Below are 18,642 nucleotides of genomic sequence, written 5' to 3' on the forward strand. Positions count from 1 at the left end.
CGACCCGCGTCAGACGCGTCTGACACCCGACTGACTGAGCTTTTTCCGGATCGGTACTGAACCCGAAAGTGTCCCATGTCCGCCGAACAACGAGGCCCCGATTTCACGCTCCCCGCTGACCACCGGACGCGAATCGATCGCTCGAATTCGATCATCGGGCCGGATCGAGGCGACGACGGCTCGTCGCGATGGCCCTCCCTCGACTCGGACCCCCAGGAACCGCCACTCTCCTACGAGATCGAACGAACGCGACTCCACGTTCGGATCGCCGCACTCGAGGACGCGCTGGAAACGAGCGAAACCCGTCGACAGGCCGTTATCGATCAGTACGAACGCCTGTTGACCGAGCGAGACGAGCCGTCGGAGTCGTCGGTTACGCCGTCGGACTCACAGTCTCGATCTCTGCTCTCGCGGCTCGTCGGTCGCTAGTCGCCGTCCGGTCTGCTCCGTTTCCGTGTCTCCACCCATCATTCATCGCTTCCGACAATTTAAATACAAAGGGGAAAGAATTGAATATATACAGTAATAACCAATGGCGGACACCGATTCGGCTGCGATCTGTCCCGAGTGTGACGGCAGATTACGGAGGAGGGGTACCGAAATCGTCTGTGAGGAGTGCGGACTGATCTCCGCCGAGGACGCGATCGACCGCGGACCCGAATGGCGGTCGTTCGAGGACGACGATACCGACCGGCGCCGGACCGGCGCACCGCTCACTCGCTCGAGACACGACCGGGGGCTCTCGACGGAGATCGGATACGGGTCCGGCTCGAACTCGGGATACAGTTCTCGACTCACCGGCCGCAAACGTCGACAGATCGCGCGACTACGCCGCGAGCACAATCGCGCACGGATCTCGTCGAAGGCGGAACGAAACCAGGTCTACGGGTTCGCCGAAATCAGGCGAATCACTGCTCTGCTCTCCCTGCCGGACTCCACGAGAGAACAGGCCTGTGCCCTCTTCGAGTCCGCGCAGTCCGAAGGGCTCTTTCAGGGCCGCTCGCTCGAGGGGTTCGCCGCCGCCGCGATCTATGCGACCTGTCGGACGCGCTCGGTCCCCCGAACGATCGACGAAATCGCCGACATCGCACGCGCCGACGGCGACGAACTCGAGGTCGCATACGACGCGCTGAACCGCGAACTCGGGCTTCCGACGGGCCCGATCGACCCCACGACGTACCTGCCGCGGTACGCCTCGAAACTCGACCTCGGATCGGCCGTCGAGCGCCGTGCCCGCGAGTACGTCGACGCCCTGCTCGAGGCGGGATTGATCGGTGGGCGCAATCCGAGCGGGGTCGCCGCGGGCTGTCTCTACAAGGCCGCCGGCGAACGCGAGGAGTGGCCGTCACTGACGCAGGCCGCGGCGGCGGAGGTCGCCGACGTCGCGGCGGTGACGATTCGTTCGACGGTCACGAACATCGACGAACTCTGACGGCTCGGTTCTCGCGACGGCGACGTCGGACTCGCCCCCTTCGACGTTACGTCGTCCGGAGCGTGTCCGTACTCGGCTCGTAGACCTCGCCTTTCTGTTTGAGCTTGTCGATCTCGTGTTCGGCCTTGGACTGGTCCATCCCGATCTCGTCGGCCCGCTCCATGACGATGTCGACCGGCGCGCCGTCGTCGTACTCCTCCTCGATATCGCTAATGAGCTGTTTGAGGTTCTTGATCCGGTCGCGCTGGGACTTGGAGGTCCCGGCCTCGACGATGTCCGCGTCGAACTCGCCGGTCTCGGGGTCGACGCCGACGTCCTGGAGACACGAGCGGACGATCTCGATGACCCGCTCGGCGTCGCTCTGTTCGACCGTATCCGACAGCCGAACGCGGGCGCTGGCCTCCGACAGCCGCACCAGCGCCTCGAGCTTGCGGGCCGTGACGGGCACCGCCGCGTCCTCGTCAGTGCCCTTCGATCGGAGGTCGACGTAGAAATCCCGAATCGCGTCGCGGGCCTCCTCGGTCATCCGCGGATGGCAGTTCTGCTTGGCGTAGGCGATGTACTTCCGTAGAAGTTCGGCGTCGATCTCCGGATCGACCTGATCGGTCATCTCGGCGATCTCGTCGGTGCTGACGTCAAGCGAGGACATCTCCTCGCGCTGGGTGGTCAACTCGCCCGCGTAGTTGGTCGTGATGATGTGTTCGGCGAGATTGCGGTCTTTCTCCTCGTCGGGCGTGTCCGTCACCGTAAAGATCAGGTCGAACCGCGAGATCAGCGCCGGCTCGAGGTCGATCTGCTCGCTGATGGGTTCGTACTGGTCGAAGCGGCCGTACTTGGGGTTCGCCGCGCCCAGCAGCGAACAGCGAGACTTGAGCGTGGCGTTGATCCCCGCCTTCGAGACCGAGATTTTCTGTTGCTCTAAGGCCTCGTGCATGGCGCTCCTGTCTTCCGGTCGCATTTTGTCGAGTTCGTCGATCGCCGCGATCCCCTGATCGGCGAGGACGAGCGCGCCGGCCTCGAGACTCCACTGTTGGCCGTCGCCGAAGTCGTCGCGAACGGCCGCGGCGGTGAGCCCCGCCGAGCTGCTGCCCTTTCCGGAGGTGTAGACGGCTCGCGGCGCGATGTTCTCGATGTACGCGAGCATTTGGGAGTTGTGCGAAACGACGCCGTTCGAGATGTAGTTATGAGTTCCTTCGATCTCGAGGTCGTATACCCAGTCGTAATCGGGTTCGACCGTTTTGATCGAGATGATTCGACTGGATTCGACGGCGTCCTTCGAACGTAGGGCTCCCCCGTCAGCCACTGTGTTTTCCGTGGTCGGTTGGCTGATCGGCTCCGTTCCCGTCTCGGCTACAGTGACGTGGTCGCCAACCGATAGCTCTTCGGCGCGGACTGGCTGAAAGTCACCATCGACATTGATGAACAGCGGATGCGACGGCGTCACCTCGAGCTCCCGTCCACCAGCGGTCCGAAGCCGATACATCCGATTGGGTGCCTCTCGTTTCCAGACTTTCGTCGCACGCTGTGGGGCGATTTCTCCGTTTTCCTGTAAAGAAGGAACGTCGATATCGATCTCGTCGTACCACCCGTCGTCGATCGGTTTCGGATCGTCGAGGTTCGATTCGACGAGTTCGCGAATCGGTACGTCTCGGCCATCTGCGAGCGTGACTTCCGTCTCACCGCGAACGCATTTACCGGTACCGGGGTCCCCGATCAGGAGCATATGTAAGTCGCCCCGAATCCGCGAGCCGTCGGGCAACTGTTTCGTCACGCCCGAGAACAGTTGGAGGATCATCGAGAGCTTCTCCTGATCGTAGCCGTAGATCGAGGGCGCGATGGAGGCGACCATCTGCTCGTAGATGTCCTCGGAACTCGAGAGGCGGACGATCTCCTCTTTGTCCTCGCCGGTGATGTCCATGTCCTCGAACTGCTCTTCGTCGATTTCGACGGACATCCCCTCCATGTAGAAGTCGAAGACGGGGGACTTCTCCTGTTGGTCGCCCTGTTGCTCGAGTCTGAGGACACCGATCGCGGAGACGTGGTCGCCGGGGGTGACCTCGCCGGTGATGTCGTCCTCGATGTTGATGTCGAGGGCCTGTGGAGTCTCGCCGCCGCGGAGTCCTTCGGGGCTCTCCTGTACTCGAATCTTCTGCGAGTCCACGAACTCGGACTGGTCGAAGTTGACGCGGAAGGGGCCCTGTCGTTCACAGCCCTGACACTCGTGGGGCTCCTGAAAGTCGCCGCTGGACTGGGGGACGCGAGTGAGGGTACCACAGAGCTGGCACTCGAAGGCGGCCTCCTCGATTTTCGGGCGGACGTCGGTGGCCTTGCGGACGATCCCGTGGACCTGAACGAGGGAGTTCATGTCCCGGGCGCGGATTTCACGGATCTCGGGGGACTCCGTCTCGGGGAGGTTCCGGACCCGGACGTGTGCTTGCCCGAGGCTCACGTCGATCGGGAGGTCGTACAACCGCAGCGCCTCCTCGGCGTAGCGCTGGAGCTGTTCGGGCTGGTTGATGAAGTCGTCTGCGAGGTCCGGATCGAACCGGTAGAGGTCCTGCCAGTCGATATGGAGCGACCGCTGTTCGTTCGGATACCGCTGCGCAAGCTGCTTGATCTCGCTGTCGTAGTAGTTGCGAAAGAACTGCTCGAAAGAGTCGACGAGTTCGGAATTTCCCGCTTGCGCCATTGCACACTGCTAGGGCCGCCATCCGGTATAAATGGTCGTATACCGGGGTGAAACTGATCGGTCGACACCCGGCGATCGACATCCGCGGGTGACGGCCACTGGTTCGCCTCGAGTCACTCGCGGCATCGAACCCACTCGAAGCGTTGTCCCGTGCGTCGGGACTCGAGAAGTCGTGCGGCCGATTTCGGACCTCGTCGACCCGTCCCTGTATTCTAGCGGGTCGCGGTGGGGTCCGACACGCCGTGTCTCGTCTCCCTGTCGCGGGGCCGTGTGGCCACGGGATGACTTTCCGCTCGGTGATAATGTAGCCACGGCCAACGTCTTTTGGGAGTCAGTGACCGACCGGAACCGGAGCGTCGTCTCGGACTCACTCGTCACCGGTTGCCGTATCGCCGAGGCTATCGGCGGCGACGCCGAGCGTCGCGATCGACCGGAACGCTTCCTCGACGGTCAGGTCGACTTCGTGGACCTTCTCCGTGGGCATGTGCATCACGTACCCGTTCGTGGCGGGGTTCGGTGCGAGCGGGACCATGATCGTCACCATCTCGTCCTCGCCGGCACTGGCTTCGACCACGGGCGGCGTCTCTGCGGTGAGGAAGCCGAGCATGTACGCCCCCTCGTGGGGGAATTCGACGAGTTTTACGTCCTGAAACTGGTCCGTCTCGTCGTCCAACAGGAGTTTGCTCGCCCGTCGGACGCTCTCGTAGACGGTACTGACGCCGGGGATCGTTTCCATCGTCGCGTGGACCCGCTTGGAGAGGTACTTCCCGGGCGTATGCTCCGCGACGATCCCGACTAGCAGGAAGAACCCGATCACGGACAGGAGCGTCGCGATCTGAATCACTGGCACCGGCGGCTCGTCGCTCCAGACGTACGTCACGCCGGTGATCACCGGTGAGAGCACGCCGAGAATGAAATCGAGCACGACGAGGACGACGAGCAGCGTCGCGACCAGCGGAATCGTAATCACGACCCCGTTGATGAGCCACCGCTGTACTCTCGAGCCGAGACCTCCCATGCGTCCTACCAATCGGGCTGACTCCGAAACCGTTGGGCTTGCGGGCGGAATGGGCGGGACCTGTCGATAGATGAGTGTGTCCAGCACCGACGTCTCTATTCGCGTATATAATCGATTTCCGAGTGATCGCGGCGAGACGCGACCGTCCCCGCGCAGTCGGCCGATCGGCCCGATCGATCGACGGACCGGGACCGCCGCCGCTCGAGGGGGAACGACGCTGGTACGGACCGATTCAGTGAAACATTCCGTATCATCCCACCTTCACACTTTGGAGCGATAGTGATGACCGTGTGGACTCTTCGTTGAGATCCATGTCGACTCAATCCGAACGGACGCGAGCCGCGGTCCGATGCGAGAACTGCGAGGCGATCCTCGTCGCCGAGATCGATCGGGACGGCTCCGTCCGTCCGCTCGGCACGAGCGAAGACTGCGTCTGCGGTGACGGCGCCTTCACTCGCCTCGAGCAGTCCGCCGCGTCGCTCCCCTGACCGACCCCGCTGCATCTCTCGATTCATCGCCGCCCGTCGACGGTGTGATCTCCCTCGAATTGCTTGAGGATCCGGTCTCACCTGCGTTCGTCGCCGGTTCCTCGCGTCCGTCGCAGATCGGGCTCTCCACACCGTGACCGGCTCGTCCGAGCCGGGATCGGTCACAGCGTTCCGCGGACACGAGGTGAAGTGTAAGATCCCCGTCTCCCGCCGCGTCAGTCGTCGCTGCTTCGACCGCCGACCGCCTCGGGATCGCCGTCCTGTCCCTCGAGCTGGCCCGGCGTCGGATGAACGTCCGCGGTCGCTTCTTCGGGATCGATCTCGAGCGGCGAGATGCGGACGCTCGTCACCTTGTACTGCGGGATGTACGACGTCGCGTCGAGTTCGTGCTCGGTGAGCGTGTTGACCGCTCCCTGCGGGAAGTGCATCGGGATGAAGACGACGCCGGGGTCGGAGGTGTCCTCGACGTTCGCCTTCACGATGATCTCCCCCCGGCGCGACTCGACGCGGACGTACTCCTGGTCTTCGACGTCTAACTGTTCGGCCATCTCGGGGTGGATGGTGACGAAGCTCTCAGGAACGTGGTTCATCAGGGTGCCGACCCGCCGAGTCATCGTGCCCGTGTGCCAGTGGTAGAGCACCCGGCCGGTCGAGAGCGTGATCGGGTACTCCTCGTCGGGCATGTCCGGCGGCTGGGCGTAGTCGGCGGGGACGAACCGCGCCTTCCCGTCCTCGAAGTTGAACTCGTCCTCGTAGAGGTACGGCGTCCCCGGATCGTCCTCGTCGAAGCAGGGCCACTGGATGCCCTTCGTCTCCTCCTCCAAGCGCTCGTAGGTGACCCCGCCGTAGATCGGGACGAGGTCGTTGATCTCGTCCATCACGTCGGCCACCGTCTCGTACTCCCACTCGTAGCCGAACCGCTTCGCGAGCTGGCGGAGGATCTCGAGGTCCGGCTTCGCCTTCCCCGGCGGCTCGACCGCGGGGCGGACCCGTTGGATGCGCCGCTCCGTGTTCGTGAACGTCCCCGACTTCTCGGCGGCGGACGCGGCCGGGAGGACGACGTCGGCGTATTCGGCCGACTCGGTCAGGAAGATGTCTTGGACGGCGAGGAAGTCGAGCGTCTCCAACCCCTGCTCGGCGTTGTCGACCTCCGGTTCCGAGAGGACCGGATTCTCGCCCATGATGAACACACCGTGGAGTTCCTCGTCGTTGATCGCGTGGAACATCTCCGGAAGCCGAAGCCCGATCTCGTTGGGCGGGCGCTCTCCCCACGCGTCGGCGAACTTGTCCAGTACCTCCTCGTCGCCGAGGTCCTGGTATCCCGGGAGCGTGTGCGGGGCCGGTCCCATGTCGCCCCCGCCGCCCTGGACGTTGTTCTGCCCGCGGAACGCCGAGAGGCCGGCCCGGGGCTTGCCGACGTTTCCCGTCAGAAGCGCGAGATTGGCGATCGACAGCACGTTCCGCGTGCCGGTGTTGTGCTGGGTCAGCCCCATCGCCCAGCCGAAGATGCAGGTGTCTGCGGTTGCGATGGTCTCTGCAGCCTCCTTCAGTTTCTCGGCGGGGACGGCCGTCAGCTCCTCGACCTGCTCGGGCGTGAACGGCTCGACCTTCTTCTTCAACTCGTCGAAGTGTTTCGTCCGCTCCTCGATGAACTCCTCGTCGTGGAGGTCGTTCTCGATGATGTACCGCATCATCCCGTTCATCCAGGCCACGTCCTCGCCGGGGGTCGTCCGAATGTACTGGTCGGCGTGCTCGGCCAACCCGACCTCCCGCGGATCGATGACGATGAGTTCCGCGCCGTCGCGGACGTTTTGCTTGATTCGCGTGGCCAACACCGGATGCGACTCGGTCGTGTTGGAGCCGGTGATGAGGTAGCAGTCCGTCTCCCCGATGTCCTCGTTGATGCGGTTGGTCATCGCGCCGTAGCCGACCGTCTGCTGGAGCGCCGCGACCGTCGAGGAGTGACAGAGCCGCGCGCAGTTGTCGACGTGGGGTGTCTCGAGCACCTGCCGGGCGAACTTCTGGCAGAGGAAGTTCTCCTCGTTCGTCGTCTTCGACGACGAGATAACCGAGAGGGACTCGCTCCCGTGCTCGTCTCGAACGTCCGAGAGCCCCTCGTGGACGCGGTCGAGCGCCTCTTTCCACGTCGCCTCGCGGAACCCGTCGCGGCCGACCGGCCCGTCGCCGGCGTCTTCCCTCCGGATCAGCGGCTTCTCGAGGCGGTCGTCGGCGTCGACGTAGTCGTAGCCGAACTTCCCCTTCACGCAGGTAGAGAAGTCGTTCGCCGGCGTCGCCTCGGGGTCGGCGGGCCGGACGCCGAGGATCTCGTTGTCCTTGCCGTAGAGTTCGAACCGGCAGCCGACGGCACAGTAGTTGCAGGTGGTTTCGGCCTTGGTGACCCGCGAGAGGCGCGCGTCGCCGACGGTCGTCGCGACGTCGAACAACTGGCCGGCCGACATCGTATTGAGAGCGACCCCTTCGGCGGCGTGTTCGGCCTCCTTCATCGTCCGATCGCCTACCCGCTTCGCTCGATCCCTCGCGCGGCGCTTCGCGTCTCCGGCCCGCTCTTTCGCCTTCGCCATGTAGCGGGCGACGCCCGAGAGTTCTTCTACCTCCGTCTCGCGACGGCCGCGGGGAACGTTGCGGTTCGGTGCCTCCGTCTGGTCGGCCGTCTCCGCCTTCGGGCTCTCGAGGACCTTCCCGATGGAGTTCTCCTGGGTGAATCCGGGCAGGGGCATCGTCGAGGCGTCGACCAGCCCCTGCTCGACCAGCGAGCCGGTCGGACAGACGGTGACGCAGTGACCGCAGGAGACGCAGGTGGACTCGTCGAACGTATCCTCGCCGTTCTGGAAAGCGATCTCCGTATCGTCGCCGTTGCCCTCCATGCGGAGGACGCCCTCGACCTGCACGTCGTTGCAGGCCTCGACGCAGCGGTTACAGAGGATACACTTGTTGCGGTCGATCTGGATGGCCGGCGAGGTGTCGTCGAGCGGGTAGTACTCGTCGCGGTCCCCGAAGGTTCCCCACCGCGGCTCCTCGACCTCCTGTTCGATGGATGCGTCCTGCAGCTCGCAGCGGCCGTTCTGTCCGCACGTCGTACAGCGGAGGTTGTGGCCCGACAGCTGGAGATCGAGGTTCACGTCCCGCGCCTCGGCCGCGGCGTCCTCGTCGGTTCGGACCGTGAGGCCGTCCTCGGCCGGGAACGAGCAGGCCGTCACGAGCCCGTGCTCGTCCGTGTGGACGGTACAGGTCCGACACTCGCCTCGGGGACCGATGTCGTCGGCCTGCTCCGTGTCTCGGTCGTAGTAACAGAGCGCCGCGAGCTCGTCGGCCGGCTCCGTCGACTCGATCGCGTCGATGATCGTCGAGCCCGGCGGCACCGCGACGGGCGTGCCGTCGATCGTGAGGTGGGTCATCCGGTCGCCGTCCGTGCCGACGTCGGGGTCGTTGGCAGTCCCGGTCTCGAACTGTTCGGTCAGCGGCGTGCTCGGCCGCGGATCGGTCACGTCGGGGACCGACGGGACCCGCTCGACCGGCGTCGGCCGGCGCTCGGTCTCCGCGTCGTCGACGTGACTCGCGGGATCCTCACCGCTCATCCTCGCCCTCCGACTTCGCACTCGCCGCTGGGACAGCGACCCTCGGCGTGGGCGGTCACTTCCCGTTCGAACTCGCGCATCCCCGTGACGGTCGGGCGGACCGCAGAGCGACCGAAGCCGCACATGCACGTCTCGCCCATCACGCGAGTCAGTTCGCGGATCGTCGCGTCCTCGTACTCCCCGTCGTAGATGTCTCGAAGCATTTCAGTGAGCTGGATCGTTCCCTGGCGGCCAGTGACGCAGCGACCGCAGTTCTCTTCTTTCGCGAAGCGGGCCCGTCGGCCGGCCGTCGCGAGGACGCAGTGCTCCTCGTTCAGTAGTTCGATCACGCCCTCCGTCCCGAGCCCAGCGCCCACGAGAGCGGGTGCCGACGGGGAGTGGGAGAGCGACCGCGTGAGTCCGCCGAACTGGCCGCCGACACAGGCCATCTTGAACCGTCCCTCGAGATCGACCGCCTGGCGCACGTCCGCGAGAGTTCCGCCGGTCGGCAACTCCACGGTCGCCGCCGCGTCGACGTCGCCCGTCACGGTGACGAGGCGAGTGCCCGGATCGGCGTCGTCGGCGTCGAACTCCTCGGGGGCGAGCACCACACGCCGGACCTGCGCCATCGTTCGCGGCGTGTGAAGCACTGTCGGCCGTCCGTAGAGCCCGTGTTCGGCCGGCGACGGCGGGCTGAGGCGCGCCTCGAGGCGGTCGTTCCCCTCCATCGCCTCGAGCGCCATCGTCGGCTCGCCGGCGATGTACTGGTTCGGGCCGACGACGACCTCCGGGCGTCGCTCCCGGTCGAGTCGGTCGCCCAGCGTCTCCGCGACGGTTCGCGCGGCCTCGTGGACGCGCTCGCGCCCCTGATCGTCGGCCTCGTTGCAGTAGACGACGACGTCGTCGGCACCGACCAGTTCAGCGACGGCCACGGCCCCGTCGAGCACCTCGCCCGGCGCGGCCTCGAGCAGCGTCCGGTCGGTCCCGTTGCGGTCGTCGCTGTCGTTGGCGTTGACGACGACGACCGGCTCTCGAGCGCCGTCCTCGTCGACCGCGTCGCGGGCGAGGTCCCACTCCTCGGCGACGGGTTCGTCGGCGCTCCAGTCCCCCCGGCCGCGGCCCAGCAGGCCGATATCACGGACGCGCGACCGCGCCTCGTCCGGCCGGTCGCTCGCCAGTTCGGCCGCCGACTCGTCGGGAACCGACGCGGGCTCGATCCAGCCACAGCGGCCGAGGGCCCGTCGCCGGCCCACCGCGAGCGGGCCGTCCGCCGGCGTCGGGAGCGACGCCGGCTCCGGATCGTGTTCGACGACCGCCACGGCGTCGTCGGTCGGGAGTTCGCCCCGCTCGAACGTCTCCACGACCGACTCGAGCCGTCCCACGATCGACGCCGGGACGAACGCCGTCCGCTCGTCGCGGGTCAGCAGGACGAGCGGTTCGTGCCGTCGAACGCCCGTCGGCCCCGTCTCGAGGACGCGAGCGTCGGTCGCCGCCGAACGAACCTCGTCGAGTGCGCGTTGCTTCCGCCGTCTGCTCCGCGATCCGCCGGCGACGCGAACGACGGCATCGCCGCTAGTCGAATCCCTCGATTCGTCCATCGGCCACCAGTCCCACAGCGCGGTAGGAAAAGGCACGGCCTGAATCGCTACTGAGCGGTCGGGTCCCCGCGTCGGTCCGCGACGGCAGTCGACGGTCGGTTCCGACGGTCCCGTGGCGTCGACCGACCGCTCTCCGGACCGGCGGCCGATGATTCGACAGTGACCTCCTCAGAAGGGGGGTTCCAGCGTCGGCTCACGGCGTCGACGGCCGAGAACTACCGCGACGAGACCGATCGCGAGCGCGACGAGCGCCAGGGGAACCGCGCGTCCGCGTCGATCGCTCTCGGGTTCGTCTCGAGGCGTTGCTGCCGGTGTTCGGTCGCCGAACATGTCCCCTCGTTCGCCGGCTCGACGGATAGTTTTTCTCACCCTCGTGGTCCCTTTCAGGCGGGAGCCGAGGTCTTCCAAGTCAACTCGCCCCGCAGAGGACCGTCGGATCGTGCCCCCGACTTCGACCATTTCTCGAGTGCCTCACTCGCGATCGTCCTCGGTCTGCCCCGAATCCGGGCGCTATCAGAGCGCCGCTGCTCGCGGATTTGCTCCCAGCAGTAATATATGGGATCGCCCGGATTTGAACCGGGGTCACGGGCACCCAAGGCCCGAAGTATACCAAGCTAACCCACGATCCCGTACTACCCCCTACCGGTCGCACGTCATAAAGGGTTTCGTTATGCCGCCGGCCGTAACCGGCCGCGAAATCCGCCGCGTCGCCCGCCGATCCCCTCGGATTCACAGCCGATAGGAACGGTCCGAACGGTTTTCCCCACCGCTATGGTAACGCCGGCTATGACTGGTCTCGAGATCCTGATTTTAATCCTCGTGCTCGTGCTCGTCCTCGCCGCGGCGCGGATCGTACGGGTTGCCAGCCCGTTCATCGTCAATGCGGTGGTCGGGCTGGTGGTGTTGTACGTCGCACAGGTCGTCTTCGGCCTCGGGATCGCAGTGACGCCGATCGTCATCGCGATCGTCGCACTCGGCGGCGTCCCGGGCTCGGTGCTCGTCATCGCACTCTCGCTGTTCGGTGTCGCCTTCGTGCCCTGAGAACGTGATTCGAGGCTCGGCTCACTTCCCGAGCGTCCGTGCGATCTCCTCGTCGGTCGCTTCGGAGACCGGCTCCGGATCGGACGCGAGTTCCGTCGTCGGCTCCTCGTCCCACTCGGCCAGCAGCGATGCGACGTCTTCGTCGGTCGCTTCCCCGTTCGAATCGTCTGTATCATCGTCGTCAGCGTCACCGTCGTCGGCGTCATCGTCGTCGGGATCGGCGACGACCGCGTCGAAGATCGACCCGAACGTGGAGACGACCCGATCCTCGTGGCGCGTCGGATCGAAGTGACAGTGGGTGTGGGCGCCGACGCTCGAGAGCCGGTTCGTGAGGACGTGTGCGAACTGGAAGACGTCGTCCGGCGAGGCGTGTCGGAGTAGCGCGTCGAGCGAGTCGAAACAGACCGTGATGTCGTCGCCCGCTTCGGCCCACTGTTTGCAGAACCGGCTGATGGCGACGCCGATCTCCGAGAGGTCGGTCGGGTCGGCCACCGAGTCGGTGGCGACCGGGTCGGTGAAGTCCGGTACAGACTCGGTGTCGTCAGTCGGACCACTACCGACGGTGAGCAGCCCGTGTTTCCCGTCGACCGTCTCCGCGTCGGGCGGGTCGGGTTCCTCGTCCGCGAACGTCACCGTCAGATGCGCCGTGCCGCCGCCGTCGCGACACAGCTCCTCGCAGGCGGCGGACGCCTCGCGCCTCGAGTGGACGAGCAGGACGTTCGCTGGCGGATCGATCGCGGCTGGCGTACTCGGTTCCATAGTGACAGTGTCGGGGCGGTCTCCCCGTCGTTGGCACCCGATTGTTCCCTCTCATCCTTTACCGTTCTGGCCGGTGATAGCTCTCCGAAAACGGTCGGACCTCGCGACTGACAGTTCGCGGACGACGCCGAGACGAGTCTCCGAACCGCTACAGTTCGGTGTCGCGAAGCTCGAGGTCCGCGACCAGCTCGTAGGGGTGGGCGTCCTTCCGAATGCCGTCGATGAGCATGAACGCCTGCTCGGGCTCTAAGAAGTGTTCGGTGACGACCTGACCGAGCGGCGTCGGTTCGAAGCCGTCGATGAAGTCGTACTCGAGGAGTTTCCCGATGGCGTGTTTCGTGGGGACCTCGCCGAGCATGCGGTCGTTGAGCGCCTTGGCGGCCTTGCCGCCGACGGTGATGTTCGCGAGCGTCTCCTCGACGGCGGCGGCCTCGTCGTAGTGGGTCATCACCGACTCCATCTCCCCCTTCAGTAACTTGAAGGCGACTTCGTCCTCGGTCATCTCCATTGAGTTGTGATAGACCGTATCGGGTTCGACGAGGACGTACACCGTCCCCTTGTCGTGGTAGTCCGGCCGGCCCGCGCGGCCGAGCATCTGGTGGAACTCTTGGACGGAGAGCCACTCGATCCCCATGGCCAGCGAGTCGAAGATGACCTGCGAGGCGGGGAAGTCGACCCCCGCTGCGAGCGCGGCGGTCGTGACGACCGCGGAGAGTTCCTGATCGCCGAACTTGCGCTCGACCTCCTTGCGGCGCTTGTAGTCGAGGCCGGCGTGGTAGGGCGCGGCCGAGTAGTCGAGCTTTCGGGAAATCTCGTGACAGCGCCGCCGGGAGTTGGTGAAGATGATCGTCTGACCGCGATACCCCTTCGAGGACTCGCTGTCGAACTCGCGTCTGACGAGCTTGTTTTCGACCCTCACTTTCTCCTGCCCGTCCGCGAAGGTGACGTGGCGCTCGATCGGTACCGGGCGCTCCTCGAACTCGATGAGCGTCGCCTCGAGCGCTTCGGTGAGCTGTTCGGGGTTGCCGACGGTCGCGGAGAGGTAGATCCACTGCGCGCCGCCGTAATCGTCGCGGCGCTTCGCCCGCTGCTCGCAGGTGTACTTGAGCCGCGAGATGAGGCCGTCGAGACGGTGCCCGCGGTCTTCCTCCTTTAACGTGTGGACTTCGTCGATGACGACGGTCCCGATGTCGCCCATGTCCTTGCCGGTTCGCAGGGCGTGGTCGATTCCCTCGTAGGTGCCGACGATGACGTCGGCGTTGGGGTCGAACCGCTCGCCTTCGTCGGCGACGCGGCTCGCGCCCACGCGAATGGAGACGTCGACGAGGTGGCCGTACTCGTCCTGAAAGTCCTCGTACTTCTGGTTGGCCAGCGCGACCAGGGGGACGAGAAAGAGCATCGTCCCCTTGTTGTTCAACACGCGATTGATCCCGGCCAGTTCGCCGACGAGGGTCTTCCCGGTCGCCGTCGCGGAGACGACCAACTGGTCGTCGCCGTCGAACAGTCCGTGCTCGACGGAGAGGCTCTGGACCGGCAGCAGGGTATCGAACCGGTCCTCGAGCAGGTTCTGCAGGCCGGGGTGGAGGGAGAGCGAGTCGGTCCGGACGGGGTCGACCTCGTCGGTCGTCGCCGAGATGGTATCGAACTTCGTCAGATCGGGATCGAGCTGGCCCTTGAGCAGGTTGACGATCCGTTCCAAGTCCTGGACCTCCATCATGAGGTCCTCTAAGCGGTCCTTCGCGGCACCCGACACCTCGCCCCCGCCCGAAAAGGAGAGCTGGCGCTCGAGTTCCTGTCGAGCGCAGTCCCGGCAGATCCAGTCATTGTCGTCCTTGACCGCGGTTTCGGTCGTAATCGGCGAGTACCGGCCCGCGCCGGCACAGTACCGGCAGGTCCGGACGGTCTTGACCTTGTCCTCGAGCTGGTAGCCCGAGAACATCTCTCGGAGGGCGCGACGGCTTTCGGCGGAGGTCTGTTCGGAGATGCGGAGCCGCTTCGCTCGGCGGGCGAGTTCGACGAACTCGTCGGGCTGGCGCGGCTCTTCGCTCGAGCCCTCTTTGAGCCGGAACTTCGCGGGGCGGGGGCCGGCCGAGGTCTCCGAGAGTCCGAGTTTCGCGCGGAACAGCCGTTTGCCGTCACGTTCGACGACGACGAGATAGTCGTCACCCGTTTCGTGACAAAATATCGTTTCGACCTGCTGGACCTGCTTCGACACGATCCCCACTAGGGCGGGACGGTATTTCAGCGGTTCGGACTGGACCGATTCCGCCCGACCGCTCGCGGTCGTCTCGCCGACAGCGACAATTGAGACGTTCGGTCAGGTAATTGTGATCTATAGGAATATATACCACTCTTAGCGACTTACATAGAGGGGCCGACGAGTGTCCCACCCGATGGATCCGAATCCGTGGGAGGGTATTCCGGTCGTTCGTCGCAGCTACGCGTTGCGGTTTCTCGCTGCGCTCGTCGTCATCGTCCTCATCGTGGGGCTGTTCGGCGGCAGTATATATGCACAGACCGGTTCCGAACTCCAGTCCGATGTCGAATCGCAACTCGTCACCGATGCACAGCAGGACGCGGACCGCCTCGATATCTGGTTTCGGTCGACCGAACGGTATCTCGGATCGCTGCCCCGTTCGGTCGCCTTTCGCAGCGACGATCGGATCGCGATCACCGACTCCTTGCACCGGATGAACGACCGGACCGCGTTCGAGGGCGCGTACTACGTCGACTCCGAGACGGGCGATGTCCAGGCCAACGCCGGCACGAACGCGGTCCTCACCGACGATGGCCGTCTGAGTGAGGTGGTCAACGATCGTCTCTCGACGGTGGTCGCGGACGACTCACAGGTCGTCTTCTCCGAGGCGTTCGAAACCGCGGACGGCCGCCCCGCGATGCTCGCCGTCAGTCAGGTCCCCGGGGAGTCGGATCACGTCGTCGTCGGACTGGTCGATCTCGAGTCGCTGTCCCGGTACATGATCGGCACCGACGAGACCGACGAGGTGATCGTCACCGACGGGGCCGGCACGGTCGTCCTCGCCGAGGATCGCTCGCTGCTCCTCCGAGACGACGTCCTCGAGCCCGCGGCCGTCTCGAACGAAACGGGGACGACGTCGATCGAGGGAGACGGCGACGAGACCGTCGTCGGCTACGCGGCGGTCGGCAACGAGGACTGGACGCTGACGACCCGCGTGCCCGCGTCGCAGGCCTACTCGCTCCAGTCGACGATTTCGAACTGGATCCTCGCGATGCTCGCCGTCACCTTCGGGGGGATGGTCGTACTCGGGCTGACCGTCGGCCGGAACACTGCCGGCGAGTTGCGGTCGCTCTCCGAGCGCGCTGCGGCGATCGAAGACGGCAAACTCGACGAACCGGTCGAATCGGACCGGCACGACGAGCTCGGCGACCTCCACCGATCGATCGACCGGATGCGGCGCTCGCTTCGCGACCGCCTTCAGGAGGCGGAGACGGCCCGCGCCGAGGCCGAGCGGGCCCGCTCCGAGTCCGAGCGGTTCTCCCGGCGACTCGAGCGGACGGCCGACGAGTACGGCGAGACGATGCGCGCCTGCGCCGACGGCGATCTCACGCGGCGGCTCGAGGCGGACGCCGACAGCGAGGCCATGGAAACGGTGGCCGCGGCGTTCAACGCGATGATGGACGACATCGAAGCGACGGTGGCCGCGGCGCGAGCGTTCGCCGACGCGGTCGACGACGCGGCCGAATCGACGGCCGACGGGGTCGTCGAAGTCCGATCCGCGTCCGAACAGGTGACGACGTCCGTTCAACAGATCGCCGACGGGGCCGAGCGCCAGAGCGACCAGCTCGCTGCGATCAGTGACGAAATCAACGAACTCTCGACGACGACCGAACAGATCGCCGCGACGTCGTCGCAGGTCGCGACCCTCGCGGAGCAGACTGCCACCACGAGCGCGGACGCCCGCCAATCCGCCCGCCGTGCGATCGACGGCATGAACGCCATCGAGCGAGAGGCCGACAACGCCGTCGCGGAGGTGGCCCGACTCGAGGAGGAAATCGCCGCGATCGACGACCTCCTCGAGTTCATCGGCGACGTGACCAAGGAGACGAACATGCTCGCGCTCAACGCGAGTATCGAGGCCGCGCGCTCGAGTTCGGAGGACGCGGAGTTCACGGCGGTCGCCGATCAGGTCAAGTCCCTCGCCACGGAGACCCAGGAGGCCGCCACCGACATCGAGCGTCGCCTCGAGCAGGTCAGCGAGCAGACGGCGGCGGTCGCGACCGTGGTCCGCGGAACGAACGAGCGGATCGCCGACCACCGGAGTGCGGTCGAGTCGTCGGTCGCGGCCCTCGAGGAGATTTCGGCGTACGCCGAGGAGACGAACGACGGGGTACAGGAGATCTCGGCGGCGACCCAACAGCAGGCCGGCGCGACTCAGGAGGTAGTGACGATGACCGACGACGTGACGGCGATCAGCGAGGAGACCAGCGCCGAGGCGGAGACGGTCGCGGCGGCCGCCGAAGAACAGACCTCGTCGCTCGTCGAGGTCTCCCACACCGCGACGTCGCTCTCCGACCGCGCGCGGGACCTCTCCGACGCGCTCTCGTCGTTCGAGGTCGCCTCCGAGCCGACCGAGGCCGTGGCGATCGGTACGCTGGGTGAGTCCCAGCACGAACTGCCCGCGGCCGACGATTACGAGGTCGATTCGGCGGCGACCGAGAGCCCGGACGAACCGTCCGCTGACGGCGAATTCGACTGGCAGAAACCGCAGTAATCCAGGGAACGGCCGGTCAGAAGTCGCCGTTGACGATGTCGCTGACTTGCTGCGGGTCGAACAGGGCATCCTCGACGCCGTAGAGCTGCTGGGCCAGCCGCTGAGTGGCGACGAGGTTAATGATCGGGCCCTGATAGAACGGGAGCGTCTTGGAGATGTTGCCGTTCTGGACGGCCGTCAGTTCCTGGCCGACGTTGTGGTTTTCCATCGGTTCGACGAAGTTCTGCTGGAACTCCTCCTCGGTGAGGTATTGCTCGGTGCGAAGCAGGATGTACTCCGGATCGACCTCGAGGAGCGTCTCGTAGTCGATCCCGCCGCGAGTGGCGTGGAAGTCCTCGACGTCGGAGTTCGCGAGCGCGTCCTCGACTCCGAGGTCCCGCAGGTGTTTGTAACTCGTCGACTCGTCGATGACGTAGGGGAGGAACGAGTCGTCCTCTATCTGCGGGTACAGGACTGCAGCCTCAGGTCGGTCGCTCGAGGGAACGACGTTCTCGAGTTCCGACTGGAAGTCGTCATGCAGCGTCTCGAACTCGTCGTAGCGCTCCTGTTCCTGAAAGACTTCGGCGAGTTTCTCGAAGGCCTCGTACATCGTGAGGTAGTCGTAGTTCTGATGCCACGAGTAGTCCCGAGAGGTGATACTGTTCCCGAAGAACGGCGTCCCCGTCGTTTCGATCTGTTCGATGTCGTCGTCGCTCCAGCCGGCTCGTCCCTTGAGGAATTTCGGATCCATGACGAAGAGATCTACGTCTTCGGCAAGGCTCAGGAACTCTTCGCGCGTCAGCTCGTCGTCCCAGAGCGAATCGATCTCGTCCGGATCGACGCTCACGTCGGGAATGTCTTCGTAGTACCCCGTATGGAGCCGCCGCGTGAGATAGAGGGCCGCCGGCGGCTCCTGACCCAGTGCGATCCCCATGTCGGCCCAATCCGCGGTGCCGGCGGCCCACGTCTGGGGGACCGACTCGAACTCGATCTCGCCGACCGGCTGCATCGAGACCGAGTACGGGCCACCGGCGTCGCCGCCGTTTCCGTTCCCATTTCCGTTCCCGTTCCCGCCGTCTCCGTTGCCGCCACCCGTACAGCCGGCCAGTACGCTACCGCCGGCGACGGCGCCACCGGTTCGAAGAACGGTCCGTCTCGTCACGCGAAGTTCATCACTCATCAGTATTTAGGCAGCCCTAAACCAACAAAAATGTTCCGAACCGATGGGATCGGTGGCTCGGCCATGCGAGCGGCCCGTCGACGCTGCACTCGCGAGGCGACGAGCCTCCCGTGGCGATAGCCGCTACGATCC

Annotated in this window: 13 protein-coding genes and 1 tRNA gene; 5 read left to right on the forward strand and 9 right to left on the reverse strand. The window is 65.5% G+C overall.

Going from position 1 to position 18,642, the window contains the following annotated elements:
- Nucleotides 1-75: 75 nt before the first annotated feature.
- The gene (locus LDH66_RS17705; protein WP_226482407.1) at nt 76-429 is read left to right on the forward strand and encodes a hypothetical protein; all 354 of its coding nucleotides are present in this window, start codon (nt 76-78) and stop codon (nt 427-429) included.
- 103 nt (nt 430-532) lie between these two features.
- Nucleotides 533-1,432 carry a transcription initiation factor IIB gene (locus LDH66_RS17710; RefSeq protein ID WP_226482408.1) on the forward strand — a complete coding sequence of 300 codons (900 nt, stop codon included), beginning with the start codon at nt 533-535 and terminating at the stop codon, nt 1,430-1,432.
- 46 nt (nt 1,433-1,478) lie between these two features.
- Here the strand turns inward: LDH66_RS17710 and LDH66_RS17715 are convergent, their stop codons facing one another.
- On the reverse strand, nt 1,479-4,121 hold the full coding sequence (locus LDH66_RS17715) for an ATP-binding protein (RefSeq protein ID WP_226482409.1): 2,643 nt from the start codon (nt 4,119-4,121) through the stop codon (nt 1,479-1,481).
- A 367-nt stretch (nt 4,122-4,488) separates the two neighbouring features.
- Nucleotides 4,489-5,139, reverse strand: coding sequence for a DUF502 domain-containing protein (locus tag LDH66_RS17720; protein WP_226482410.1), 651 nt, complete (start codon nt 5,137-5,139; stop codon nt 4,489-4,491).
- 311 nt (nt 5,140-5,450) lie between these two features.
- Here LDH66_RS17720 and LDH66_RS17725 point away from each other — a divergent pair, with 311 nt between their 5' ends.
- Nucleotides 5,451-5,627: a hypothetical protein gene (locus tag LDH66_RS17725; protein ID WP_226482411.1), complete on the forward strand. Its 177-nt coding sequence runs from the start codon at nt 5,451-5,453 to the stop codon at nt 5,625-5,627.
- A gap of 215 nt (nt 5,628-5,842) precedes the next feature.
- Here LDH66_RS17725 and fdhF read toward each other — a convergent pair whose 3' ends face one another.
- The 4 genes from fdhF to LDH66_RS17745 all read right to left on the reverse strand — a co-directional run bounded on the left by fdhF (nt 5,843) and on the right by LDH66_RS17745 (nt 11,429).
- Nucleotides 5,843-9,223 carry a formate dehydrogenase subunit alpha gene (gene fdhF / locus LDH66_RS17730; RefSeq protein WP_226482412.1) on the reverse strand — a complete coding sequence of 1,127 codons (3,381 nt, stop codon included), beginning with the start codon at nt 9,221-9,223 and terminating at the stop codon, nt 5,843-5,845.
- Nucleotides 9,220-10,800 (reverse strand): NADH-ubiquinone oxidoreductase-F iron-sulfur binding region domain-containing protein, encoded by a 1,581-nt coding sequence (locus tag LDH66_RS17735; RefSeq protein ID WP_226482413.1) that lies wholly within the window; start codon nt 10,798-10,800, stop codon nt 9,220-9,222. The genes fdhF and LDH66_RS17735 overlap by 4 nt, the downstream gene beginning before the upstream one ends.
- A gap of 168 nt (nt 10,801-10,968) precedes the next feature.
- Nucleotides 10,969-11,130 carry a hypothetical protein gene (locus LDH66_RS17740; RefSeq protein ID WP_226482414.1) on the reverse strand — a complete coding sequence of 54 codons (162 nt, stop codon included), beginning with the start codon at nt 11,128-11,130 and terminating at the stop codon, nt 10,969-10,971.
- A gap of 226 nt (nt 11,131-11,356) precedes the next feature.
- Nucleotides 11,357-11,429, reverse strand: a tRNA-Pro gene (locus LDH66_RS17745).
- 157 nt (nt 11,430-11,586) lie between these two features.
- On the opposite strand from LDH66_RS17745, the gene LDH66_RS17750 reads away from it, so the two are divergent.
- Nucleotides 11,587-11,841 (forward strand): pro-sigmaK processing inhibitor BofA family protein, encoded by a 255-nt coding sequence (locus LDH66_RS17750; RefSeq protein ID WP_226482415.1) that lies wholly within the window; start codon nt 11,587-11,589, stop codon nt 11,839-11,841.
- 21 nt (nt 11,842-11,862) lie between these two features.
- Here LDH66_RS17750 and LDH66_RS17755 read toward each other — a convergent pair whose 3' ends face one another.
- Both LDH66_RS17755 and LDH66_RS17760 read right to left on the reverse strand, forming a co-directional pair.
- On the reverse strand, nt 11,863-12,600 hold the full coding sequence (locus LDH66_RS17755; RefSeq protein WP_226482416.1) for a DUF7504 family protein: 738 nt from the start codon (nt 12,598-12,600) through the stop codon (nt 11,863-11,865).
- A 148-nt stretch (nt 12,601-12,748) separates the two neighbouring features.
- On the reverse strand, nt 12,749-14,815 hold the full coding sequence (locus LDH66_RS17760) for a DEAD/DEAH box helicase (RefSeq protein ID WP_226482417.1): 2,067 nt from the start codon (nt 14,813-14,815) through the stop codon (nt 12,749-12,751).
- A 178-nt stretch (nt 14,816-14,993) separates the two neighbouring features.
- Here LDH66_RS17760 and LDH66_RS17765 point away from each other — a divergent pair, with 178 nt between their 5' ends.
- Nucleotides 14,994-17,351 (forward strand): methyl-accepting chemotaxis protein, encoded by a 2,358-nt coding sequence (locus tag LDH66_RS17765; protein ID WP_226482418.1) that lies wholly within the window; start codon nt 14,994-14,996, stop codon nt 17,349-17,351.
- Nucleotides 17,352-17,367: 16 nt separating this feature from the next.
- Here the strand turns inward: LDH66_RS17765 and LDH66_RS17770 are convergent, their stop codons facing one another.
- Entirely contained in the window at nt 17,368-18,510 is a 1,143-nt protein-coding gene (locus LDH66_RS17770; RefSeq protein WP_226482419.1) for an ABC transporter substrate-binding protein, read from the reverse strand.
- Nucleotides 18,511-18,642 lie beyond the last annotated feature (132 nt).

Origin of the sequence: Natrinema amylolyticum, assembly GCF_020515625.1 — an archaeon.
In the GTDB taxonomy this organism is placed as follows: Archaea; Halobacteriota; Halobacteria; order Halobacteriales; family Natrialbaceae; genus Natrinema; species Natrinema amylolyticum.

Coding starts and splice junctions, on each gene's coding strand:
- LDH66_RS17765 (WP_226482418.1), top strand. CDS start 14,994: ATGGATCCGAATCCGTGGGAGGGTATTCCGGTCGTTCGTCGCAGCTAC.
- LDH66_RS17740 (WP_226482414.1), bottom strand. CDS start 11,130: ATGTTCGGCGACCGAACACCGGCAGCAACGCCTCGAGACGAACCCGAG.
- LDH66_RS17715 (WP_226482409.1), bottom strand. CDS start 4,121: ATGGCGCAAGCGGGAAATTCCGAACTCGTCGACTCTTTCGAGCAGTTC.
- LDH66_RS17750 (WP_226482415.1), top strand. CDS start 11,587: ATGACTGGTCTCGAGATCCTGATTTTAATCCTCGTGCTCGTGCTCGTC.
- LDH66_RS17720 (WP_226482410.1), bottom strand. CDS start 5,139: ATGGGAGGTCTCGGCTCGAGAGTACAGCGGTGGCTCATCAACGGGGTC.
- LDH66_RS17755 (WP_226482416.1), bottom strand. CDS start 12,600: ATGGAACCGAGTACGCCAGCCGCGATCGATCCGCCAGCGAACGTCCTG.
- LDH66_RS17725 (WP_226482411.1), top strand. CDS start 5,451: ATGTCGACTCAATCCGAACGGACGCGAGCCGCGGTCCGATGCGAGAAC.
- LDH66_RS17710 (WP_226482408.1), top strand. CDS start 533: ATGGCGGACACCGATTCGGCTGCGATCTGTCCCGAGTGTGACGGCAGA.
- fdhF (WP_226482412.1), bottom strand. CDS start 9,223: ATGAGCGGTGAGGATCCCGCGAGTCACGTCGACGACGCGGAGACCGAG.
- LDH66_RS17705 (WP_226482407.1), top strand. CDS start 76: ATGTCCGCCGAACAACGAGGCCCCGATTTCACGCTCCCCGCTGACCAC.
- LDH66_RS17770 (WP_226482419.1), bottom strand. CDS start 18,510: ATGAGTGATGAACTTCGCGTGACGAGACGGACCGTTCTTCGAACCGGT.
- LDH66_RS17735 (WP_226482413.1), bottom strand. CDS start 10,800: ATGGACGAATCGAGGGATTCGACTAGCGGCGATGCCGTCGTTCGCGTC.